Here is a 22,575-nt window from a genome sequence, read left to right as displayed (position 1 = left end):
CGCATGGTCCCCCTCCCCGCAAAGCGGGGAGGATTTGCCCTGCTCCTACCATGCCAACCACACCCCGCTGGCACAGACCCTGCCAGTGCCCTATATGACCGATACACCATCACGGAGACGCCGCGCGTGCTGACGCTCACCATCATCCAGATCCTGCAGGTGCTGATCTCGTTCGTGCGCTGGATCATCATCATCCAGTTCATCCTGTCGCTGCTGATCGTGTTCAACATCATCAACACCTCCAGCCCGTTCATCCGCGGGCTGCACGACGGGCTCGACCGGCTGACCGAGCCGCTCTACCGCCCGATCCGCCGCATGCTGCCCGCCACCGGCGGGATCGACTTCGCGCCGATGGTGGTGCTGCTCGGGCTGGTGATCCTCAACATCATCCTCAACAACATCGCCGCGAGCGTGCTGGTGGGCGCCGCCGTCTGAGCGCCTGGCGCGCGACCGCGGACGGGATCGCGCTCGCGGTGCGCGTGACGCCGCGCGGCGGGCGCGACTCGCTGGTGGCGGGGACAGAGGAGCATCTCGCCGCGCGGCTCGCCGCCGCCCCGGTCGACGGCGCCGCCAACGACGCGCTGGTGGCGCTGGTGGCGCGCCACTTCGGTGTGGCGAAGCGCGACGTGGCGCTGGTCGCGGGGCAAACCGCGCGGCTCAAGCGGCTGACGATCAAAGGCGATCCCGCGACGCTGGCACAGCGCGCCGCTTCGCTCTATGCGGCCGAGTCATGACCGCCCGCCTCATCGACGGAAAAGCCTTCGCCGCCGCGCTGCGCGACCGTGTCGCCACCGCCGCCGCCGCCTTCACCTCGGCCGCCGGGCGCCAGCCCGGGCTGGCGGTGGTGCTGGTCGGCGAGGACCCCGCCTCCTCGGTCTACGTCCGCTCCAAGGGCAAGGCGACGCTGGCCGCGGGCATGGCGAGCTTCGAGCACCGTCTCCCCGCCGACACGACGCAGGAAACGCTGGTCGCCCTGGTCGACCGGCTCAACGCCGACCCGGCGGTGGACGGCATCCTCGTCCAGCTGCCGCTGCCGCGCCACATCGACGAGCGCGCGGTGATCGCGCGGGTCGATCCCGACAAGGACGTCGACGGCTTCCACCCGCTCAACGCCGGGCGGCTCGCCACCGGGCTCGACGCTTTGGTGCCGTGCACCCCGCTCGGCTGTCTGATGCTGCTGCGCGACGTCCACCCGCATCTCGCCGGTCTGGAGGCGGTGGTGATCGGCCGCTCGAACATCGTCGGCAAGCCGATGGCGGCGCTGCTGCTGCAGGAGAGCTGCACGGTGACGACGGTGCACAGCCGCACCCGCGACGTGATGGCGCACGTGCGCATGGCCGACATCGTCGTCGCCGCGGTCGGCATCCCCGGCTTCGTCCAGCCCGAGTGGATCAAGCCCGGCGCGACCGTGATCGACGTCGGCATCAACCGGGTCGAGGGCGGGCTGGTGGGCGACGTCGACCCGCGCGTCGCCGAGGTGGCGGGGGCGATCACCCCGGTGCCGGGCGGGGTCGGGCCGATGACGATCGCGGTGCTGCTGCGCAACACCGTGGTGGCGGCGTCGCGCCGCGCCGGGCTGGCGGTGGACGCGTCGCTCTGAGATGGTCGAGCTGTTCGTCTCGTCCTTCGTCACCTTGTTCCTGATCATCGACCCGCCCGGCTGCGCGCCGATCTTCGCCGGGCTGACCGCGGGCGCGACCCCGGCGCACCGCCGCGCCATGGCGATCCGCGCGGTGATGGTGGCGGCGGGCATCCTGCTGCTGTTCGCGCTGGCGGGCGAGCCGCTGCTCCACGCGCTCGGCATCGAGCTCGCCTCGTTCCGCATCGCGGGCGGGCTGATGCTGTTCCTGATCGCGCTCGAGATGGTGTTCGAGAAGCGCACCCAGCGCCGCGAGGACCGCGCCGCCAAGGTGACCGCGGAGGAGGCCGACGACGTCTCGATCTTTCCGATGGCGATGCCGATGATCGCGGGGCCGGGCTCGATCGCGACGGTGATGCTGCTGATGGCGCGCAGCAACGGCTTCGAGCGCTCGGCGGTGGTGATGGCGGCGCTGGGCGCCAACCTGCTGCTGATGCTGGGCTCGCTGCTGGCGGCGGGGCCGATCATGCGGATCCTCGGCGCCAAGATCGAGGCGGTGATCACGCGGCTGCTCGGCGTGCTGCTGGCCGCGCTGGCGGTGCAATTCGTGATCGACGGCGTGGTCGAGCAGCTGCGCTGAGGACGCGCCGAAGCGACGGCGGCACGATCTCTCCGTCGCCGGTCAGGCGATCGCGCAGACGAGCGCCTCACGGTGTGCGCGACCTCGTGCTCCTCGCTCCGCCGGCGCACCGTGCCCGCCCCGCCCAGCGCCCACGCCTTCGCGCCACCGCCAGCGCCACCGCGCCCGCCAGCGCGAGCACCGGCCAGCCGCCGGGATCGTGCCACAGGTAGCGCAGCGCCGCGGCCAGCGCGGCCAGCCCCACCAGCGCGCGCGCGACCGGCGCGTGCAGCCGCCGCGCCCACCACGCCGCCAGCAGCAGCGCCGCCGCGGCGTTGAGCGCGAGCCAGGCGTAGGACTCCAGCGGCGGCAGCGCGCCGAGCAGCGGCAGCTTCACCGTGGCATAGCCCGTCATGCGCCGCGGGAAGCAGTCGGCGGCGAGGTGCACACCGATGCCCGCGGCGATCCCGCAGGCAGCCGCGCGCCGGCGCCAGGCGAGCAGCAGCAGCGCGGGCAGCAGGCTGTGCGTCAGCGCGCTGCGGTGGCCGAGCCCGAGCCGCAGGTCGACGTCGGGCAGCGTCAGCCCGACCGCGAGCGCGGCCAGCGTGACGAGCGCGGCGACGGCGGGTGGCGGGGAGATGGAGGGCTCGGGTGACGGCATCGGTAGGGCCGCTGCCACGCCCTAGCGCCGCGGTCACCCTGAAGCGTGACCCGACGAGGCGGCGTCCTCCCTTCCGCTGGCGTGTTGCCGTTCAGCGCCCACGACGTGAACGCATCTCCCCTCCCTTGAAGGGAAGGGGCTGCTACGCGCCACATCCCCGCCCGCGCGCGCCCTCCTGCCACCGCGCCGCCCCGACACAGTCGCGCGCCGCGCGCCCACGAAGCCGCTTCCCCCGCGCCGCGCTTTCGGCCTAAGCGGGCGGGCATGTGGCAGCTCTACCAGTTCCCTCTGTGCCCGTTCACGCGCAAGGTCCGCACGCTCCTCAACGAGAAGGACGTCGGCTATCAGCTGATGCGCGAGAACCCGTGGGAGCGGCGCGACGCCTTCATCGACATGAACCCCGCCGGCCAGACCCCGGTGATGACCGACAACGAGCGCGGCGTCGTGCTCGTCGACTCGATGGCGATCTGCGAATATTTCGAGGAGACCGTCGAGCGCGTCGCGATGATCAACGGCACCGCCGCCAACCGCGCCGAGATCCGCCGGCTGGTCGCCTGGTTCGACACGCATTTCTACCGCGACGTGACCCAGCCGCTGCTCGACGAGCGGATGATCAAGCGCGTCGTCCACCGCACCACGCCGGACGCGTCGCGGTTGCGCGAGGCGATGAAATCCTCGGTCGGCCACCTCGACTACATCGATTTCCTGCTCGATCATCGCAAGTGGATCGCCGGCGCGACGATCAGCCTCGCCGACCTCGCCGCGGCGGCGCAGATCTCGGTCGCGGACTATCTCGGCGGCATCGACTGGACCGGCCATGCGCATACCAAGGCATGGTATTCGGCGTTCAAGAGCCGGCGCAGCTTCCGCCCGCTGCTGGCCGAGCGCATCACCGGGATCGAGCCGCCCAGCTATTACGAGAATCCGGACTTCTGATGCACGTCACGCACGACCCTGCCGCCGCGGCCGCGCCCGAGATCGCGTTCGACGACTTCCTCAAGGTGGACGTGCGCGTCGGCACGATCGTGTCGGCCGAACCCTATCCCGAGGCGCGCAAGCCCGCCTACAAGCTGCTGATCGACTTCGGCGCCGCGATCGGCCGCAAGCGCTCCTCGGCGCAGATCACCGAGCACTACGCGGTCGAGGAGCTGGTCGGGCGGCAGGTCGCCGCGGTGGTCAACTTCCCGCCGCGCCAGATCGGCAAGTTCCTCTCCGAGGTGCTGACGCTCGGCTTCCCCGACGCCGCGGGCAAGGTGGTGCTGGTGGCGCCGAGCGAGCGCGTGCCCGACGGCGGGCGGCTGTTCTGATGCGCCAGGCGGCCGGCGAGATCGTGGTGGCGACGCGCGGCGCCGGGCTGGTCGAGATCACGCGCGAGGTGGCGGCGTGGCTCGAGGGCGAGGCGATCGCGACCGGGCTGCTCACCGTCTTCTGCCGTCACACCTCGGCCTCGCTGCTGATCAACGAGAACGCCGCTCCCGCGGTGCGCCGCGACCTCGAGCGCTGGCTGGCGCGCGTGGCGCCCGAGTCGCGCGACTATGAGCATGACGACGAGGGACCCGACGACATGCCCGCGCATCTGCGCAGCGTGCTCACCGGCGTGTCGCTGTCGATCCCGGTGGCGCGCGGCCAGATGGTGCTGGGGACATGGCAGGGCGTCTACCTCGCCGAGCACCGCGCCGCGCCACATCGCCGCCGCGTGGCGCTGCACGTGATCGGCGAGTGAGGGTCTAGATCCGCCCCGCTCGCGGCTCGCCGCAGGCGAGTGGTGGAGGGGGATCTCCCCGCAGCGCAGGGCCTGTGGAGGCCCCCCTCCACCAGCCTGCGGCTGTCGTGCGGGTGGAATGGCCCCGGTAATTCCCGCCATGTCCTGGGGACATGGCGACCTGCACGACCCTCCCCGCCAAGCGGGGAGGAGTGGCACACCCGCCCCACGGTCACAGCTAACCCTCTGTTAGTCCTGCGCTGATAGCGATATCACGGAAAATAATAACGAGGGAGAGCGCCGCATGGCGGAGGCGGGGACGGCGTTGGTCGGGCATGTCGGGCGCAAGCGCATGCGCTTCGCGCTCACCGACGCGGCCGGGCAGGTGCGGCGCGACAGCGTGCGCGGCTTCACCGCCGACACCACCGTCAGCATCTCCGGCGCGATCATGGACTTCCTTCGCGACGCCCGGCCCGACGCGCCGCCGCGCCGCTCCGCCTTCGCGGTGGCGGGGCTGCCGCGCGGCGAGACCGTATCGATCACGCGCGGGCGCTGGTACGTGTCGCGCTCGGGGCTGCGCGGCATGCTCGGGCACGCGCCGCTGATCCTCAACGATTTCGAGGCCGAGGCCTGGGCGTTCCATGGCGCCGACGTGCGCGCCGAGGAGCGGTTCGCCGGCGACGAACCCTCGCTGCGCCGCGCCGGCACCTATTGCGTGCTCGGGATGACCTCGGGCCTGGGTGTCTCGGTGCTGAGCCGCGACGCCGCGGGGGCGGTGCGCGTGCTGGCCACCGAGGCAGGGCATGGCGGCTTCATCGCGGTGAGCGAGGAGCTGGCGCGGCTCGCCGCCGAGATCTTCCCCGGGCGCTACCCGGTGGTGGCGGAGGACCTGCTCTCCGCGCCCGGGCTGGTGCGCCTGTACGAGACGCTGGCGCGCCGCCGCGGCACCGCGCCGCGCTGGACCAGCGCCGAGGACATCACGCGCGCGATGGCCGCCGACCCGCTCGCGGGCGAGGCCTGCACCTGGCTGTGCCGAGCCTTCTGGAGCTACGCCGGCCAGCTGACGATCGTCTATGGCGCGTGGGACGGGGTGATCGTCACCGGCGGCGTGGCGGCGGCGCTGCGCCCGCTGCTGCGGCTGGCGGAGATGGCGCCGCTGTTCGCGGGGAGCGGCAAATATGCGCGGCTGCTGGCGACCGTGCCGCGGGTCTATGCCGCGCTCGACGACGGCGAGCTGGCCGGCGCGGCCGAGGCGTTGCGGCACCTGGGGTGAGGGGCCGGGAGCGTTCGACGTGCGCTCGCCTCATTCTGCCCGTCATCCCCGCGCAGGCGGGGATCCAGACGCGCCGTCGTCCCGTTCGATATCGCGACCGTCGCGTCTCTGGATCCCTGCCGTCGCAGGAATGACGGTGTGGGACGGGCCAGGCACCGCGCCGCGCCGCCGATACCGCCGCCACGCCTCCCCCGCTACGCCGGCTCCGCCAGCGTCAGGATCGACACGCCGATCGGCATCGGCACCCGCCCGACCAGGTGGCGCTCGACACGGAAGACGCGCTCGAACAAGGCGTTGAGCGGCGCCGCCGGGGGCGAATCGTCGCTGTCGTCGCGCCCGGTCAGTCGCCCCGCCAGACGCGCCGCGGCGGCGAGCGGGAACAGCAGCGAGTTGAAATAGGTCAGCCCGCGCTCCTTCAGCCCGGCGGCGCGGATCGCGCGCACCAGCGTGGGCTTGGAATAACGGCGGTGGTGATGGTTCACCACGTCGTGCGCGCTCCACATCCACTGGTGCGCGGGCACCGCGATCAGGATCTTGCCGCCCGGCTTCAGGCACGCGCGCATCGCCGCCAGCGCGGCGACGTCGTCCTCGATATGCTCCACCACGTCGAGCACCGCGACCAGGTCATAGGCGCCGCGCTCGACGCCCGGCAGTTCGGGCAGCGGCGCGGCGCCGACCGCGCGGCCGAGCCGCTCGCTCGCGATCGCGCGCGCGGCGGGGTCGATCTCGATCGCGTCGACCGTGCCGAACTGCGCCAGCATCGGCAGGTTGTGCCCGGTGCCGCAGCCGATCTCGAGGATGCGCGCGTTCGCGGGCAGATGCGCCTCGCGCGTGAGGAAATCGGCGAGCACGTCGCGGCGCGCGCGATACCACCAGTGGGTCGAGTCGTGCTCCGCCATGCGGTCGTAGACGCGGCGGTCCATCAGCGATCAGCCTTCATGTTTACGCGAACACCCAGTTGCGCTGGAGCCAGAAGGTCAGCAGCGGCACCACCGACACCGCGGGTACCAGCGGCCACCATGTCGGGCCATGGAAGAAGGGGCCGGTCACCAGCACCCAGGTGAACCCCTGCTGCAGGAAGAAGCCGAACAGCTGCACCAGGAAGAAGCGCCGCGCGGTGCGCGCGCTGCGCGTGCCATGGCCGCGGAAGCTCACCGCGCCGTGCGCGAACCGTCCGATGAAGGTCACGCTGAGGAAGGCGACCACCACCGCCAGGTTGGGGTTCATCACATAGGTGGCGAGCGGCCAGTAGACCACCGCGTACAGCGCGGTCATCACCCCGCCCGTCACGCCGAAGCGCACCAGCTGCCAGATCATCTCGCGCTGTGAGGAGGACGCCGGCGGCGGGGACGACGGGGATGAGTGAGACGCTGCCAAAACCTTGCCCTTTGCGCCGCCGGGGCTAGACGCGGCTGCGGCTCTATCGCGCGCGGCGGCCGGAAGGAAGCGTTTTGGATATGCAGGGGCGGGACGCCGGGCCGGGTGAGCGCCACAGCGCGCGTGACGGGCTGGAGCGAGCGGCGCGCGTGATCGATCGCGACTGGCTGCGCCTCTCGCTGCTCGTCTGGGTCGCGATCGCGGCCTGGTTCGTGTGGAAGCGCTGGGCCGCGATCCACTGGCTGTCGCTCGGCGACACCGACGACAACATGCGGCTGATGCAGGTGCGCGCGCTGCTGAACGGCCAGGGCTGGTACGACCTGCGCGACTATCGGCTCGACCCGCCGGGCGGGTTCGACATCCACTGGTCGCGCCTGGTCGACCTGCCGATCGCGGGGCTGATCCTGCTGCTGCGCCCGCTGGTCGGCTACGCGGAGGCGGAGCGGCTGGCGTGCGGCATCGCGCCGCTGCTGCCCGCGGCGGTGACGCTGGTGGCGCTCGGCGCGACGCTGCGGCGGCTGATTCACCCGCTCGCCTGGGTGCTGGCGCCGGCGCTGTTCCTCGCCACCAACGTGACGCTCGGCATGTTCCTGCCCGATCGGATCGACCATCACGGCTGGCAGCTGGCGATGCTCGCGGTGACGGTGGCGGGCCTGTGCGACCCGCGCGGCGCGCGCGGCGGCGCGCTGGTGGGGATCGCCACCGCGGTGTCGCTGACGATCGGGCTGGAGATGCTGCCCTATGCCGCGATGTCGGGCGCGATCATCGCGCTCGCCTGGGTGATCGATCGCGGCGAGCGCGACCGGCTCGCGGTCTACGCGCTGACGCTCGCGGGCGGCGGCGCGGCGGGCTATGCCGGCTTCGCCTCCTACGCCAACCGCGTCCTGCGCTGCGACGCGCTCACCCCGGTGTGGCTGTCGGTGGTGGTGCTGGCGGGCGGGCTGCTGTTGCTGCTCGCGCTGGCCGACCCGAAGAAGCCGGCGGTGCGGCTGGTGCTGGCGCTGGCGGCGGGCGCGGCGGTCGCGGCGTTCTTCGCGCTCGCCTTCCCGCAATGCCTCGGCCGGCCCGAGCAGGTGTCGGACGAGCTCTACACCACCTGGCTCGCCAATGTGCGCGAGGCCAAGCCGATCTACCGCCACCCGCTGCGCATCGCGCTGCCGATCGTGACGCTGCCGATCATCGGGCTGATCGGCGCGCTGCTGGCGACATGGCGCGCGCGGCGCACGCCCGCTCTGCGCGGCTGGGCCGCGGTCGCGCTGTTCGGCGCCTTCGCCGCGCTGATGCTGCTGTGGCAGGCGCGCGCCGGTCCGGCGGCGCAGCTGCTCGCCATCCCCGGCGCGGCGGGGCTGGCGTGGGCGACGCTGCCCTGGCTGCTGGCGCCGCGCTTCTGGCCGGCGAAGGCGTTCGCGGCGGTGGCGGTGTTCGTGCTGGTGTCGGGCAGCTTCACCCAGCTGGCGATCGACTGGTTCCAGATCGACCGGCCCAGCGCCTATGTCCGCCGCGTCAACAAGGCGACCGGGCGGTGCATGACGATCCCCGCGATGGCGCCGCTCGACCGGCTGCCGCGCCAGACTATCTTCACCTTCGTCGACATCGGCCCGCGGCTGATCACGCTGACCCACCACGACGCGATCGCCGGGCCGTACCACCGCAACGGTGACGCGATCCTCGACGTCCACCACGCCTTCAAGGGCACGCCCGAGCAGGCGCGCGCGATCATGAAGCGCCACGGCGCGACCTTGCTGCTGGTGTGCCCGGACATGGCGGAATCGACCAACTATCGCGCTAAGGCGCCGGGCGGCTTCTACGCGCGGCTGGCGCGCGGCGAGCGGTTCGACTGGCTGGTGCCGGTGCCGCTGAAGAAGGGCTCGCCGTTCCGCGCGTTCCGGATCGAGTAGGACCGCTCCGCCGAGAGGGGAGGAGCGTCACGGCACTATTCTCTCCCGCCCCTCAGGAGCTCGTGGCGAGATCGCCCGACGTGCGGGTTCGGTGGCCGTGTTGCGGCGAACGCGGGGACCCAGGGGCAAGCAGAACGGCTCCGGGCGGTGTGTGCGATGCTGCGCTCCAGCTTTCGCCGGAGCACAGGACCGAAAGGTGCAGCGATCCCCGTGAGGGAGGGGGTGAGGTATGGCGCCTCCTCAGGCGCCGCGTCCGCGAGGGGACTTCACTTCACCCCGTATCCCGTCACGAGAAGGGAAGATCACTCCGCCGCCACCAGCGTCTCCGCGTCGTCGAGCGGGTGCGCCAGCCGGGTGAGCATCTCGCGCGGCACCACCTGCCAGATCGAGGCGATCGTGCGCTCCCAGTCGTCGAGCAGCCCGCGCGACCAGCGGCTGTCGGTCGCGACCGCATGCTCGGCGATGAGCGAGCGCAGCTGCTCCTCCCAGTGCGCCGCGGCGACGCGCTGCCACGTGATGTTCTCGGGGTTGGCGGAGCGCGCGAAGCTGCCGTCGGCGTCGTAGACGAACGCCATGCCCCCGGTCATACCCGCGCCGAAGTTCGCGCCGACCGCGCCCAGCACCACCGCCGTGCCGCCGGTCATATATTCGCAGCCGTTGGCGCCGCAGCCCTCCACCACCACGGTCGCGCCCGAGTTGCGCACCGCGAACCGCTCCCCGGCCTGGCCCGCCGCGAACAGCTTGCCCGAGGTGGCGCCGTACAGCACGGTGTTGCCCAGGATGGTGTTCTCCTGGCTGCGCAGCGGCGAGGACACCGCCGGGCGGACGATGATCGTGCCGCCCGACAGCCCCTTGCCGACATAGTCGTTGGCGTCGCCGAACACCTCCAGCGTGATGCCGCGGCACAGGAAAGCGCCGAGCGACTGGCCCGCCGAGCCGCGCAGCCGGATCGTCACGTGCCCGTCCGCCAGCGTCGACATGCCGAACTTGCGCGTGATCTCGCTGGAGAGGCGCGTGCCGACCGCGCGGTGGGTGTTGCGCACCGAGTAGGTGAGCTGCATCTTCTCGCCGCGCGAGAAGACCGGCGCGCCGTCCTTGATGATCTGCGCGTCGAGGCTGTCGGGCACCTCGTTGCGGAAGGTGCTGAGCGAGAAGCGGCGCTCGGCGTCGGTGGCGTCGACCTTGGCGAGGATCGGGTTGAGGTCGAGGTCGTCGAGATGCTCGGCGCCGCGGCTGACCTGGCGCAGCAGCTCGGTGCGGCCGATCACCTCGTCGAGGCTGCGCACGCCGAGCCGGGCGAGGATGTCGCGCACCTCCTCGGCGATGAAGGTCATCAGGTTGATCACCTTCTCGGGCGTGCCGACGAACTTCTGCCGCAGCGCCTCGTCCTGCGTGCAGACGCCGACCGGGCAGGTGTTCGAGTGGCACTGGCGCACCATGATGCAACCCATCGCCACCAGGCTGAGCGTGCCGATGCCGAACTCCTCCGCGCCCAGGATCGCGGCGACGACGATGTCGCGCCCGGTCTTGAGCCCGCCGTCGGCGCGCAGTTTGATCCGCCCGCGCAGCCCGTTGAGCGTGAGCACCTGGTTGACCTCGGAGAGCCCCATCTCCCACGGCGTGCCGGCGTATTTGATGCTGGTCTGCGGGGAAGCGCCGGTGCCGCCGACATGGCCCGAGACGAGGATGACGTCGGCGTGCGCCTTGGCCACGCCCGCCGCGACCGTGCCGATCCCCGCCGAGCTGACCAGCTTGACGCAGACGCGCGCGCGCGGGTTGATCTGCTTGAGGTCGTAGATCAGCTGCGCCAGGTCCTCGATCGAGTAGATGTCGTGGTGCGGCGGCGGGCTGATCAGCGTCACGCCCGGGGTGGCGTGGCGCAGCTTGGCGATGAACTCGGTCACCTTGAAGCCGGGCAGCTGGCCACCCTCGCCGGGCTTGGCGCCCTGCGCGACCTTAATCTCGATCTCGTCGCAGGCGTTGAGATACTCGGCCGTCACGCCGAAGCGCCCGCTGGCGATCTGCTTGATCACCGAGTTGGCGTTGTCGCCGTTGGCATAGGGCGTGTAGCGCGCCTTGTCCTCGCCGCCCTCGCCCGACACCGCCTTGGCGCCGATCCGGTTCATCGCGATCGCCAGCGTCTCGTGCGCCTCGGGCGAGAGTGCGCCGAGCGACATGCCCGGGGTGACGAAGCGCTTGCGGATCTCGGTGATCGCCTCGACCTGGTCGACCGGCACGCCTTCGTTGGGGAAGTTGAACTGGAGCAGGTCGCGCAGGTAGATCGGCGGCAGGTCGGCCACCCCGCGCGAGAATTGCAGGTAGCTCGAGTAGCTGTCGGTCGCCACCGCGGTCTGCAGCAGGTGCATCAGCTGCGCCGAATAGGCATGCGCCTCGCCGCTGTGGCGCTGGCGGTAGAAGCCGCCGATCGGCAGCGTCGCCACCGCCTGATCGTACGCCGCCTCGTGACGCTCGGTGGCGTTGACGTGGAGCGAGGCATAGCCCTCGCCCGAGATCTTGGCCGGCATGCCCGGGAACAGGTCGTTGACGAGGCTGCGGCTGAGCCCGACCGCCTCGAAGTTGTAGCCGCCGCGATAGCTGGAGATCACCGAGATCCCCATCTTGCTGAGAATCTTGAGCAGGCCCTCCTCGATCGCCTTCTTGTGCCGCGCGAGGCAGTCCTCGAGCGAGAGTTTGCCGAACAGCCCGCGGGCGTGGCGGTCGGCGATCGCGGCCTCGGCGAGATAGGCGTTCACCGTGGTGGCGCCGACGCCGATCAGCACCGCGTAATAATGCGTGTCGAGGCACTCGGCCGCGCGCACGTTGACCGAGGCGTAGGAGCGCAGGCCGCGGCGGACGAGGTGCGTGTGCACCGCCGCGGCGGCGAGCACGCCCGGGATCGCGACGCGGTCCTCGCTGATATGCTCGTCGGTGAGGAACAGCTCGCTCTTGCCCTCGCGCACCGCCTGCTCGGCCTGGTTGCGGATGCGCTGGATCGCGGCGCGCAGCTTCTCGGGGCCGCCGCCCGCCTCGAAGGTGCAGTCGATGTCGGCCGCGGCCTGGCCGAAATAGCCCTTGAGCCGCGCCCAGTCGGTCGAGGTCAGCACCGGGCTGTCGAGCACCAGCACGCGCTCGCGCCGGTCCTCGGTGTCGAGGATGTTGGCGAGGTTGCCGAAGCGCGTGCGCAGCGACATCACGTACCGCTCGCGCAAGGGATCGATCGGCGGGTTGGTCACCTGGCTGAAGTTCTGGCGGAAGAATTGGCTGATCAGGCGCGGCTTGTCCGAGATCACCGCGAGCGGCGTGTCGTCCCCCATCGAGCCGATCGCTTCCTTGCCGCTCTCCACCATCGGCGACAGGATCAGCTCCATGTCCTCGATCGTCTGGCCGGCGGCGACCTGGCGCCGCGTGAGGTCGGCGCGGGCGTAGCGCGTCAGCGTGTCGACCGGGGCGGGGGGCAGGTCGGCCATGGTGGAGAACTCACCGATCATCGCGGCATAATCCTGCTCGGCGGCGATCCGGTCCTTCACCTCGCGGTCGCGCAGCACGCGGCCCTCGTGCAGGTCGACCGCGATCATCTGCCCCGGCCCCAGCCGGCCCTTGGCGATCACCGTGCTCTCGGGCACCACCACCATGCCCGCCTCCGAGCCGACGATCAGCAGCCCGTCGGCGGTCTCGGTGAAGCGCAGCGGGCGCAGCGCGTTGCGGTCGACCCCGCCGACCGCCCAGCGCCCGTCGGTCATCGCCAGCGCGGCGGGGCCGTCCCACGGCTCCATCACCGAGGCGAGATATTGGTACATCGCGTGGTGCGCGGGTGGCATGTCGTCCGAATAGGCCTCGGGCACCAGCATCAGCTTGGCGGTGGGCGCGTCGCGGCCCGAGCGGCAGATCGCCTCGAAGGTGGCGTCGAGCGCGGCGGTGTCGGACGCGCCGGCGGGGATCACCGGCTTGATGTCCTCCGAATGCTCGCCGAACGCGATCGAGGCCATGCGGATCTCGTGGCTGAGCATCCAGTTCTTGTTGCCGCGCACGGTGTTGATCTCGCCGTTGTGGGCGAGGCAGCGGAACGGCTGCGCCAGCCACCATTGCGGGAAGGTGTTGGTGGAATAGCGCTGGTGGAAGATCGCGACGCGGCTCTCGAAGCGCTGGTCCTGCAGGTCGGGGTAGAAGACCGACAGGCTCTCGGCGAGGAACAGCCCCTTGTAGATAATCGAGCGGCAGCTCAGCGAGCAGACGTAGAAGCCCTGGATCTGCGCCGCGATCACGCGCTTCTCGATGCGGCGGCGGACGAGATACAGGTTCTTCTCGAACTCCTCGGCCGAGACCTGGTCCGGCAGCGGGCCGGCGATCATGATCTGCTCGATCTCGGGGCGCGTGGACTGCGCCTTGAGCCCGATCACCGACACGTCGACCGGCACCTGGCGCCAGCCGTAGATGGTATAGCCCGCCTCGATGATCGCGCTCTCGACGATGGTGCGGCAGGTCTCCTGCGCGCCGAGATCGGTGCGCGGCAGGAACACCATGCCGACGGCGAGGCGGTTGGGGAGCAGCTTGTGCCCGCTGGCGGCGACGCAATCGTCGAAGAAGCGCACCGGCAGGTCGACGTGGAGGCCCGCGCCGTCGCCGGTCTTGCCGTCGGCGTCGACCGCGCCGCGGTGCCACACCGCCTTGAGCGCGTCGATCGCGGACTGGACGACGCGGCGCGAGGCGCGCCCGTCGGTGGCGGCGACGAGGCCGACGCCGCACGCGTCACCCTCGAACTCGGGGCGGTACATGCCGTGCGTGGCGAGGTGGGTGCGGGGATCGGTCATGCCAAATAACCCTTGGTATGAAGCGTCGGTAGAAGACCATCGCGGATGGAGCGGAGCAGCGGCACCGCCGCCAGCGCATCGAAGACGCGTTCACGCTGTTCGGTGGGGCTGACGGGATATTCATGCGCCAAGCGGTGGCGCAGCCGCACGAGCCCGGACCAGGCCGCCGCATCGGCGAGCATCCCGTACTTTTCCATACGGTTCGCGATGTCGCGCGCGGTCATCTCGGAGATGTCGATCTGTTCGGCGATCAGATACGTCCGAAAGATGCGGGCGAGCAGATCCTGCGCCTGTTCTACCGCCTTGAGCAGGGCGCGCGCGCCTGTGGCGCGCAGGTCATCGAGTGCCGCGAAGTCGACGGCCGTCTCGGGCAACGTACCGAGGATGCGGGCAGCGACGTCCGCACCGCGCAGCACCGAGTCGAGCGCGGTCGTCAGCTTCGTGAGCAGGACGCCCTCCGGCGCGGTCACAGCACCACCCCATCGCGATAGGCGATCTGCTCGAACGGGCCGAGCGGCTCACCGCGCACGCTGAAGACCTTGTCGACGCGCTGCGGCTCGATGCGCTGGAACAGCTTGTCCTCGAAGCGGTCGAGTTCGGCGTCGGTGCCGCGACCGGGATCGACTTCGAAGTGCAGGTCGATGTCGCCGCCGCGCCGATCGTCGCGCACGCGGCTGCCGAACAGGCGCACCACCGCGCCCTCGCCGAACGCCTCGCGCGCGGCTTCCTTGATCGCGGCGACATAGTCGGGCGGCAGCCTCATCGCGCGCGCCGCGTCACTGCCGCGCCTCCGCCTGCACCGCCGCGATCTCCCTGGCGAGATCGCCGGTGCTCGCCTGTGCCTGGCGCATCGCGTCCGTCATCATCTGGCGCTGGAAGGCGGCGACGTCGGGATCGCTCATGACCGACATCGACGTCTGGGCATAGGCGGCGCCGGTCGGCGTGGCGAAGAAGCGCTCGATCTCGCCGAGCTGCGTCACGTCGAAGCGGCGCGCATAGGCGCGCGCCATCGCTTCCACCATCCCCGGCATCGAGTCACGGATCAGCGCCAGCGAGCGCTGCTCCTGCGCGTCCATGAAGCGATCGAACACCGCCTTCATCTTGGCGTTCTCCCGCAGCATGGCACCCAGCTGCGGGCTCTGCGCCATGCCCTCGCGCATGTTCGCCATCATCGGCGCGACCATCGCGGAGACCGTCGCCGCGCGGGTCGCGGGCGGCATCAGCCGGTCGAGCACGCGCCGCGCGGCGGCGAGCCGAGCCGGTTCGGGCGCGGCGATGGCGGCCGGGCCGGGCGCGCCGGTCTGCGCCGCGGCCGGCGCGGCGGCCAGCGCCAGTGCGGCGAGGAGAACGGGCCGCGCGATCACGCCGCGACCTTCTCGCTCTTCGCCTTCGCCTTCAGATACTGGTGCATCGTCGCCGCCACGTCGCGGCCGTCGCGGATCGCCCACACCACCAGGCTGGCGCCGCGGACGATGTCGCCCGCCGCGAACACGCCGTCGAGGCTGGTCATCAGCGTCTTGGAGTCGACCAGCACCGTGCCCCAGCGGGTCACGCCCAGCTCGGCCGCGTCCCACAGCCGCGGCAGCTCCTCGGCATCGAAGCCGAGCGCCTTGATGACCAGGTCCGCCTTCATCGTCTCGGCGCCGCCGGGGGCGACCTCGGGGGCGCGCCGCCCGCTCGCGTCGGGCGCGCCGAGCCGCATGCGGTTGACCTCGACCGCGCCGACCTTGCCCTCCGCGCCCGTGAACTTGGCCGGCGCGGCGAGCCAGACGAACTCGACGCCCTCTTCCTCGGCGTTGGCGACCTCGCGCTGCGAGCCCGGCATGTTGGCGCGGTCGCGGCGGTAGAGGCACTTCACGCTGGTGGCGCCCTGGCGGATCGCGGTGCGGACGCAGTCCATCGCGGTGTCGCCGCCGCCGATCACCACCACGTCGCGCCCGGCGGCGTTGAGCGAGCCGTCCTCGAAGGCGGGGACGTGGTCGCCGAAGCCCTTGCGGTTCGACGCGGTGAGGAAGTCGAGCGCGGGCACGACCCCGCCCAGCTCGTTGCCGGCGAGGTCGATCGCGCGCGCCTGGTAGACGCCGGTCGCGATCAGCAGCGAATCGTGGCGCGCGCGCAGCTCGTCGAGCGTGGCGTCGCGGCCAACCTCGAAGCCCTCGTGGAAGACGATCCCGCCCGCCTTGAGCCGCTCGACCCGGCGCATGACCACGGGCTTCTCCAGCTTGAAGCCGGGGATGCCGTAGGTCAGCAGCCCGCCGGCGCGGTCATGGCGGTCGTAGACGTGGACCTCATAGCCGTGGCCGCGCAGATATTCCGCCGCGGTGAGCCCGGCCGGACCCGCGCCGATCACGCCGACCGACTGGCCGCGCGCGGGGCCCGGGACGAGCGGCTCGACCCAGCCCTCCTCCCAGGCGGTATCGGTGATGAACTTCTCGACCGAGCCGATCGTCACCGCGCCGTGGCCGCTGAACTCGATCACGCAATTGCCCTCGCACAGCCGGTCCTGCGGGCAGATGCGGCCGCAGATCTCGGGCATCGTCGAGGTGGCGTTGCTCAGCTCATAGGCCTCGCGCAGCCGGCCCTCGGCGGTGAGCCGCAGCCAGTCGGGGATATGGTTGTGGAGCGGGCAGTGGACCGAGCAATAGGGCACGCCGCACTGCGAGCAGCGCCCCGCCTGGTCCTCCGCCGCGGGGGTGGCGTAGCGCTCGGCGATCTCGCGGAAATCGTCGGCGCGATCGGCCGCCCCGCGCTTGGCGGGATAGGATTGCGCGCGATCCACGAACTTGAGCATGTCGGCCATCGGTGTCCTCCGACAGCCGACGTCTCACACCGACATAGGTGAGTCACGCACTTTCTGGCCGATACGTCAGCAAAGCTGCCGAAAAAACTTCGATTGTTGCGTGCTCACGCAGCGTCCTTCCACTTGGACGTGAGAAGAAGGTCCGCTTCGGCTCAATGCATCGCGAGCAGGATGAGCGCGAGCGTGCCCGCACCGATGCGGTACCAGGCGAAGGGTGCGAAACCGTGCTTCGTCACCACGCCCATGAACCAGCGGATCACCAGCAGCGCGACGACGAAGGCGACGACGAAGCCGATCGCGATCGCGCCGTAATCGACGTGGCCGGGCAGGTCGCGGCTCTTCCACAAAGCCAGCGTGGTGGCGCCGAGCATCGTCGGGATGGCGAGGAAGAAGCTGTACTCGGCGGCGGTCTCCTGGTCGACGCGCATCGCGCGCGCGCCCATGATCGTCGCGCCCGAGCGGCTGACGCCCGGGATCATCGAGATGCACTGGACGACCCCGATGCCGAGCGCGACGCGCCACGACATCGTCTCCACCTCGCTCTTGGGGGCGGGGGGGACGGTGCGCTCGATGAACAGGATCGCGAGACCGCCGACGATCAGCGCCACCGCCACCACGGTCGGCCCGATGCCGGGCGCCTCGAGCACCTTGCGGATCGAGGAATAAGCGATCGCGCCGACGACGGCGGAGGGCAGGAAGCCGAGCAGCACGTTGCGGGTGAAGCGGATCGCGCCGGGATCGCGCCGCAGCAGCCCCTCGCCGACCTTGAGGAAGCGCCGCCAGAACAGCACGATCACCGCCAGGATCGCGCCCAGCTGGATGACGATGTCGAAGGTGGCGTCGGCCTCCTTCAGCCCCAGCAGCGCGCCGGCGAGCACGAGATGCCCGGTGGAGGAGACGGGCAGGAACTCGGTGACCCCCTCGACGATGCCGAGGAGGATGGTGATCAGCAGGTCGTTCAATGTCTTTCTCCCCCCCGAGCTCACCGGCGCGTCTCCCGCGCGCCGATCAGCCCGCGGTCTGGTTGATCATGCTGAAGCGCCCCGCCTTGCGGTAGCGCACCAGCCAGTTGGGCGCGACCGCGTCGATCGGGGTCGGCTCGACGCCGAGCGCGGCCAGCCCCTCGGCGCCCTGGCCGACGACGCTGTCGTGGCCGAGCAGCTTCCACTGGTCGCCCGAGATCGGCGTCAGCGGCAGCGCGGCGAGCAAGGCGCCCGCGCCGTCGGGCACGGTCACGAAGTGCGGGCGGCGGCCGATATGCTCGGCGACGCGGCGGTTGAGCTCGAGCATCGTCAGCACCTCGGGACCGCCCAGCTCGTAGGTGTGGCCGGCGTGCGCGTCGCGGTCCGCGATGGCGGCGAACACCGCCTGCGCGACGTCGACGACATAGACCGGCTGGAAGCGCGCCGCGGGGCGCAGCACCGGCACCACCGGCAGCCGCGCGATCATCCCGGCGAAGCGGTTGAGGAACTGGTCCTCGCGCCCGAACACGGTGGACGGGCGCAGGATCGTCGCGGACGGATCAGCCTGCCGCACCGCCTGCTCGCCCGCGCCCTTGGTGCGCGCGTAGACCGAGTCGCCGCCGGCGTCGGCGCCGATCGCGGAGACATGGACCAGCGCGGCCCCCGCGTCGCGCGCCGCCTCGGCGACGATGCGCGCGCCGTCGACGTGGACGCGCTGGAGGTTGCCCGCGAAGGTGCCGACCAGGTTGACCACCGCGTCCGCGCCCGCGACCGCGCGCTGGATCGTCTCGGGCCGCGCGATGTCGGCGGCGACGAACTGGGTCTGCCCCAGCCCGCCGAGCGGCTTGATGAAGAACGCCTGGCGCGGGTCGCGCTGCGCCACGCGGACGCGCGCGCCGGTCTTGAGCAGGGCCTGCGCGACATAGCGGCCGAGGAACCCCCCGCCGCCGATCAGCGTGACCAGTCTGTCGTTCATGCCGTCCTTCATCTCGAACGCCTTTCCGCTACGCGCGCCGCTCTGCCCGCCGCGCCCGCCGATGACAAGGCCGGATGCGGCAGTGCGGCGAGGATCGTGAAAATGCGTGTTGACAAGGGCGCCGACCACCCCCTAGAGGCGCCGGCCTACCCCGTGCCCAGATGGCGGAATTGGTAGACGCACCAGCTTCAGGTGCTGGCGATCGCAAGGTCGTGGAGGTTCGAGTCCTCTTCTGGGCACCATTTCCCGCAGAGCTGATCTACGCCCCACCGCGGTGACCCGCGGCGGCGGATGGACGCAGTTGCCGCGCGCGCGGCGCGCGATCGAGGCGACCTTCGGGACGAGCCCGGACCGATCCAGATCGCCGTCGTGCGACCGAGCCGAAACGGCGGCTCTTATCTGCTCCGTCGCGGCGGGTGTTCCGACGCGTCACCCTGGGTCAACGCGCGCGCCGCGCACGCTGACCCGCGGCGGTGATCGCGCGGCGGCACCGGATTGCCTTGTTGGAGAATGTTGCTCAAATGTTCTCGCCGCGTCTACGGCGGAGCGACACGATGAACATGCCCAGAGCATATCTACCCGCGGGCTTGGATCCCGCGGAACGACGGCGCGTATTCTCGATCTGGCTGCGCACCGGGAGGCTGCCGACGCTCCGCGAGGACGGCGTCGAGTTAAAGTTCAATCCGTGGCATGATCCACGTGACGGCCGCTTCACGTCGAATCCAGGTGGTGACGGCGGCACGAAGATCGCGCTCACCGAGGATCGGGAGCTGCCGCCGGTTCGCACGCGGGCGGAGGCTGAGGCGTGGCGCGCCGAGCAGCTCTCGCGTCATGGCGACCGGTCAGACAATCGCGCCGCGATCGAGGCGCGATATCAGCAGTATCTGCGTGCACTGGCGGCTCAGCCGCACGATCCGGCGGCGGCGGCGGTCGACTTCGCCGCGGGTGTCGGGGAGGGCGTAGCCGATGTCGGGAGGAGCAGCGCCGCCGGCCTCAAAGCCGCGCTTACCACCAATCCACTGATCACGATCGCGCAGACCAACGCGGGTGTGGCTGCGATGATCGACGGGATGATATCGGCGGAGGACACGCCGTCTGGGAAGTGGAGGATGCGAAGCGCGCGGCGATCGCGAGAAGAATGATAAGGAAGGTTGGAACGAGAAGGATAAGCGTGAGGATTGTGTAACCATGACGATAATGGATCTCGCCCGCATCTACGCGACGGTTTACATCTTCATCGAGCAGATTGGTGAAGAACTGCTGGATCTCGACGCCAACGTCAGCCTCGGAGAATATACAGGAGATGCCCTCGACCATGTGGGACTGGAGCAGCTCCCTTCGTTGATCGCCGCGTTCGATGCCGTCGCCGACACGCTGGACGGCGAAGAGGCCTCGATCGTCCGTGACATATCGGAGAGTCATGGGCTCCAGGACCAATCGGAGCTACCGCAACGAATCGAGGCGAACATCGTTCGCCAGCGCGCAGTCTGCCAAGCCGCCGGTATCTCCCCGATCGCGGCGGTGGCGGCGCGTATCGTGACGGTCTTCACCTTGCTGCTCGAGCGTTTCGGTGACGAGGAGATCGAGCCCGGCGTCGACGACGAGGGGATGCGGCGGCTCGCGGCGACGCTCCACGCGCTGCCGCCGGAGTCGCTCGCCGAGCTGATCGCCGCCTTCGACGTGATCGCGCCCGATTTCACCAGCGACGCCGAGGCCGTCCGCGCGATCCCGCGCGACTTCAAGCTGCGGGAGGCGCTGGCGGGCGCGGCCCCGCTGGTGGAGGCGCCCGCGACGCTGCGCCGCGCGCGCGCCGGGCTACCGCCCCGCGTCTCCGTGCCGCGGCTGATCGGGTGACGATACTGCGTGCGGCAAGGCCGGTGAACCTTCGCGGACGGCGAGCTCCTGAAGCCGCGGGCAGGAAGGACGGGGCAGGCGACCATAGGCGAATGGTCGCGGAGAGAGACCGCACGGCGCTCGCCACGCCGCCGTGGACCCCTGCGCGCAGGCGCCATGGGCAAGACGGCCCACCACCCCCGTCCCGCTCCAGCACAGCCGAGCGCCGCGCGCCGTTGCGACCCCGCCTTGCACCGCGAGTCGCGGGCGCTAGGAGCGCTCGTTGTGTCCTCGCAACGAACCGTCGTCCTGCTCGCCGCCGCGCTGCTCGCGCGCTCCTCCGTCGACCTCCCCGCCCGCGCCGAGCCGTCGCGACTCGCGCCGCCGCCGCGCGCCGGCGCGACCGAGTGGCGCCAGCGGATCGATCCCGCCCCGCGCGGCCCGCTGCTGCTGCGCCAGGCGATGCTCGACGAGCACAATCGCGCCCGCGCCGAGCTGGCGCTGCCGCCGCTCGCCTGGGACGAGACGCTCGCGCGCGCCGCCGAGGCGTATGCCCGCGAGCTGGCGCGCACCGGCCGCTTCGCCCACGCCGCGCAGCCGCGTGGCCGCCAGCGCCAGGGCGAGAACCTGTTCGCCGGCACGCGCGACGCCTACGCCTATGCCGAGATGGTGCGCTGGTGGCTCGACGAGCGCCGGGCCTATGTCAACGCGCCGTCGCCGCGCTTCAGCCGCACCGGGCGCTGGCAGGACGCGGTGCATTACGCGCAGATCGTGTGGCGCGGCACCGCGCGGCTCGGCTGCGCGCTGGCGGCGGGGCGGCGCGACGACGTGCTCGTCTGCCGCTACGCCCCCGCGGGCGAGACGATCGGCGAGACGGCCTATTGAGGCGGCGCCACCGGAGCCCGCCGCGCGCTAGCCCGGCGCCGCCGCCGAGCCGGCGAGCAGCCCGCCGTCGATCGTCAGCTCGGCGCCGGTGAGATAGGTCGCCTCGTCGGAGGCAAGCATCACCGCCACCGCGGCGACCTCTTCGGCCTGACCGAAGCGGCGCAAGGGCGTGTCCGCCACCAGCGCGCGCATCCGCTCTGCGCGCGCCGGTCCCTCGCCCAGCATCGGCTCCCACATCGGGGTGAGGATCGCACCGGGGTGGATCGAGTTGCAGCGGATCGCCCAGCCCTGCTGCGCGCAGTAGAGCGCGACGCTCTTGCTGTGGTTGCGCACCGCCGCCTTGGACGCGGCATAGGCGGCAGCGCCGGGCACCCCTACCATCCCCGAGCGCGACGAGACGTTGATGATCGCGCCGCGGCCCGCCGCCTTCATCGCGCCGATCGCGTAGCGGCAGCCGAGGAAGGTCCCGTCGAGGTTGACGCGGTGGACCGCGCGCCAGTCCGCCAGCGTGGCATGTTCGGGGTCGTGCGCGACGGCACCCGCCTCGAAGCCGGTCACGCCCGCGTTGTTGACCAGCACGTCGAGCGCGGGAAGGTCGCGCGCGAGCCGCGCCCAGTCGCCCTCCTCGCGCACGTCGAGCGCGCGGAAGCTACAGCCGACCGCGGCGGCGGCATCGGCGCCGGCGGGCGCGTCCAGGTCGGTGAGGATCACGCGCGCGCCCTCGGCGTGGAAGCGCGCGGCGATGGCGCGGCCGATGCCGCGCGCCGCGCCGGTGACGACGCAGGTCTTGTCGTTCAATCGTGTCATGTCGGTCTCTGGTCAGGAGAGAAGGGGGCGGCACGCGCCGCCGGGCCGGGCCGCCTCAGCGGCGATGCGGGACCATGGGCGTCGACTCCGTTGACCGGGTGGCAAGATAGCGCGCCTACGTGGCGAGGGAAGCTGCGGCGGCGCGAGACGGGGGCGGGTGGATCGCCGGCTTTGTCATCGAAGACGCGGGCGGGTGCAAGGAGTCGCGCGACGGAAGAGGCGTCGCCGCGTCCGCGGAAAGGGCGCGCAGAAGGACGTCCCTGGCTCAGATCAGCCCGCCGCACTCTCTCCGTCATCGCGGACTGGGTCCGGGATCCACCGTGCCGCTCACTCCGCACCCGTTGCTCCAGCGGATCAGTGGATCCCGGACTTAGTCCGGGATGACGGCAGGGGAA

The 22,575-nt window shown here is 71.3% G+C and carries 23 protein-coding genes and 1 tRNA gene; 13 read left to right on the top strand and 11 right to left on the bottom strand.

All coding sequences use genetic code 11. From position 1 onward, the window contains the following. Window positions 1-126 precede the first annotated feature (126 nt). From FHY03_RS03695 to FHY03_RS03680, 4 genes are read left to right on the top strand one after another with little or no spacing between them, the layout of a single operon-like run. A complete protein-coding gene (locus FHY03_RS03695) occupies window positions 127-435 on the top strand; it encodes a YggT family protein (RefSeq protein WP_183921898.1) in 309 nt (102 codons plus the stop codon). Then, complete coding sequence (locus tag FHY03_RS03690) at window positions 432-734, top strand: DUF167 family protein (protein WP_183922051.1); 303 nt, start codon at window positions 432-434, stop codon at window positions 732-734. Before FHY03_RS03695 ends, FHY03_RS03690 begins: the two co-directional genes overlap by 4 nt. Further along, entirely contained in the window at window positions 731-1,600 is an 870-nt protein-coding gene (folD, locus tag FHY03_RS03685) for a bifunctional methylenetetrahydrofolate dehydrogenase/methenyltetrahydrofolate cyclohydrolase FolD (protein WP_183928799.1), read from the top strand. The genes FHY03_RS03690 and folD overlap by 4 nt, the downstream gene beginning before the upstream one ends. A 1-nt stretch (window position 1,601) precedes the next feature. Then, entirely contained in the window at window positions 1,602-2,219 is a 618-nt protein-coding gene (locus FHY03_RS03680; protein WP_183928797.1) for a MarC family protein, read from the top strand. 67 nt (window positions 2,220-2,286) lie between these two features. Here FHY03_RS03680 and FHY03_RS03675 read toward each other — a convergent pair whose 3' ends face one another. After that, a complete protein-coding gene (locus FHY03_RS03675; protein ID WP_183928795.1) occupies window positions 2,287-2,877 on the bottom strand; it encodes a hypothetical protein in 591 nt (196 codons plus the stop codon). 246 nt (window positions 2,878-3,123) lie between these two features. On the opposite strand from FHY03_RS03675, the gene FHY03_RS03670 reads away from it, so the two are divergent. The 4 genes from FHY03_RS03670 (at window position 3,124) to FHY03_RS03655 (ending at window position 5,834) form a co-directional block, all read left to right on the top strand. After that, window positions 3,124-3,795 carry a glutathione S-transferase family protein gene (locus FHY03_RS03670; protein WP_183921894.1) on the top strand — a complete coding sequence of 224 codons (672 nt, stop codon included), beginning with the start codon at window positions 3,124-3,126 and terminating at the stop codon, window positions 3,793-3,795. Continuing rightward, window positions 3,795-4,166: a tRNA-binding protein gene (locus FHY03_RS03665; protein ID WP_183928793.1), complete on the top strand. Its 372-nt coding sequence runs from the start codon at window positions 3,795-3,797 to the stop codon at window positions 4,164-4,166. Before FHY03_RS03670 ends, FHY03_RS03665 begins: the two co-directional genes overlap by 1 nt. Beyond that, window positions 4,166-4,582: a secondary thiamine-phosphate synthase enzyme YjbQ gene (locus tag FHY03_RS03660; RefSeq protein WP_183921892.1), complete on the top strand. Its 417-nt coding sequence runs from the start codon at window positions 4,166-4,168 to the stop codon at window positions 4,580-4,582. Before FHY03_RS03665 ends, FHY03_RS03660 begins: the two co-directional genes overlap by 1 nt. Window positions 4,583-4,865: 283 nt before the next feature. Continuing rightward, window positions 4,866-5,834, top strand: a complete 969-nt coding sequence (locus tag FHY03_RS03655) for a glucokinase (protein WP_183928791.1) — start codon at window positions 4,866-4,868, stop codon at window positions 5,832-5,834. 194 nt (window positions 5,835-6,028) lie between these two features. Here the strand turns inward: FHY03_RS03655 and FHY03_RS03650 are convergent, their stop codons facing one another. Both FHY03_RS03650 and FHY03_RS03645 read right to left on the bottom strand, forming a co-directional pair. Then, window positions 6,029-6,757: a bifunctional 2-polyprenyl-6-hydroxyphenol methylase/3-demethylubiquinol 3-O-methyltransferase UbiG gene (locus tag FHY03_RS03650; protein ID WP_183928789.1), complete on the bottom strand. Its 729-nt coding sequence runs from the start codon at window positions 6,755-6,757 to the stop codon at window positions 6,029-6,031. A gap of 19 nt (window positions 6,758-6,776) precedes the next feature. Further along, window positions 6,777-7,151, bottom strand: a complete 375-nt coding sequence (locus FHY03_RS03645) for a GtrA family protein (RefSeq protein WP_183928787.1) — start codon at window positions 7,149-7,151, stop codon at window positions 6,777-6,779. Window positions 7,152-7,291: 140 nt separating this feature from the next. On the opposite strand from FHY03_RS03645, the gene FHY03_RS03640 reads away from it, so the two are divergent. Continuing rightward, window positions 7,292-9,109: an AcrB/AcrD/AcrF family protein gene (locus tag FHY03_RS03640; RefSeq protein WP_260158634.1), complete on the top strand. Its 1,818-nt coding sequence runs from the start codon at window positions 7,292-7,294 to the stop codon at window positions 9,107-9,109. Between the two features lie 302 nt (window positions 9,110-9,411). Here FHY03_RS03640 and gltB read toward each other — a convergent pair whose 3' ends face one another. From gltB to FHY03_RS03605, 7 genes are all read right to left on the bottom strand, one after another. After that, a complete protein-coding gene (gltB, locus tag FHY03_RS03635) occupies window positions 9,412-13,917 on the bottom strand; it encodes a glutamate synthase large subunit (protein ID WP_183928785.1) in 4,506 nt (1,501 codons plus the stop codon). Continuing rightward, window positions 13,914-14,387, bottom strand: a complete 474-nt coding sequence (locus FHY03_RS03630; RefSeq protein WP_183921886.1) for a hypothetical protein — start codon at window positions 14,385-14,387, stop codon at window positions 13,914-13,916. Before FHY03_RS03630 ends, gltB begins: the two co-directional genes overlap by 4 nt. Continuing rightward, window positions 14,384-14,680 (bottom strand): nucleotidyltransferase domain-containing protein, encoded by a 297-nt coding sequence (locus tag FHY03_RS03625; protein WP_183921885.1) that lies wholly within the window; start codon window positions 14,678-14,680, stop codon window positions 14,384-14,386. Before FHY03_RS03625 ends, FHY03_RS03630 begins: the two co-directional genes overlap by 4 nt. Before the next feature lie 13 nt (window positions 14,681-14,693). Next, complete coding sequence (locus tag FHY03_RS03620) at window positions 14,694-15,281, bottom strand: hypothetical protein (RefSeq protein ID WP_183921884.1); 588 nt, start codon at window positions 15,279-15,281, stop codon at window positions 14,694-14,696. Continuing rightward, complete coding sequence (locus FHY03_RS03615; protein WP_183928783.1) at window positions 15,278-16,717, bottom strand: NAD(P)-dependent oxidoreductase; 1,440 nt, start codon at window positions 16,715-16,717, stop codon at window positions 15,278-15,280. Before FHY03_RS03615 ends, FHY03_RS03620 begins: the two co-directional genes overlap by 4 nt. Window positions 16,718-16,869: 152 nt before the next feature. Continuing rightward, window positions 16,870-17,679, bottom strand: a complete 810-nt coding sequence (locus FHY03_RS03610) for an undecaprenyl-diphosphate phosphatase (RefSeq protein ID WP_183928781.1) — start codon at window positions 17,677-17,679, stop codon at window positions 16,870-16,872. Between the two features lie 46 nt (window positions 17,680-17,725). Further along, window positions 17,726-18,655, bottom strand: coding sequence for a complex I NDUFA9 subunit family protein (locus FHY03_RS03605; protein WP_183921881.1), 930 nt, complete (start codon window positions 18,653-18,655; stop codon window positions 17,726-17,728). Window positions 18,656-18,810: 155 nt separating this feature from the next. Here FHY03_RS03605 and FHY03_RS03600 point away from each other — a divergent pair. The 4 genes from FHY03_RS03600 (at window position 18,811) to FHY03_RS03585 (ending at window position 21,373) form a co-directional block, all read left to right on the top strand. Further along, window positions 18,811-18,897: transfer RNA gene (locus FHY03_RS03600), tRNA-Leu, on the top strand. A gap of 345 nt (window positions 18,898-19,242) precedes the next feature. Beyond that, complete coding sequence (locus tag FHY03_RS03595; protein ID WP_183929282.1) at window positions 19,243-19,797, top strand: hypothetical protein; 555 nt, start codon at window positions 19,243-19,245, stop codon at window positions 19,795-19,797. A gap of 46 nt (window positions 19,798-19,843) precedes the next feature. Continuing rightward, window positions 19,844-20,509, top strand: a complete 666-nt coding sequence (locus FHY03_RS03590) for a hypothetical protein (protein WP_183928779.1) — start codon at window positions 19,844-19,846, stop codon at window positions 20,507-20,509. Between the two features lie 264 nt (window positions 20,510-20,773). Then, complete coding sequence (locus tag FHY03_RS03585; RefSeq protein WP_311721296.1) at window positions 20,774-21,373, top strand: CAP domain-containing protein; 600 nt, start codon at window positions 20,774-20,776, stop codon at window positions 21,371-21,373. Between the two features lie 27 nt (window positions 21,374-21,400). On the opposite strand, the gene FHY03_RS03580 is transcribed toward FHY03_RS03585, so the two are convergent. Beyond that, complete coding sequence (locus tag FHY03_RS03580) at window positions 21,401-22,180, bottom strand: SDR family oxidoreductase (RefSeq protein ID WP_183928777.1); 780 nt, start codon at window positions 22,178-22,180, stop codon at window positions 21,401-21,403. Window positions 22,181-22,575: the final 395 nt, after the last annotated feature.

Source organism: Sphingomonas sp. BK345, assembly GCF_014193845.1.
Classification (GTDB): domain Bacteria; phylum Pseudomonadota; class Alphaproteobacteria; order Sphingomonadales; family Sphingomonadaceae; genus Sphingomonas.
The sequence above is the reverse complement of the archived record's forward strand: the minus strand, read 5'-3'. Positions and strand labels throughout refer to the sequence as shown.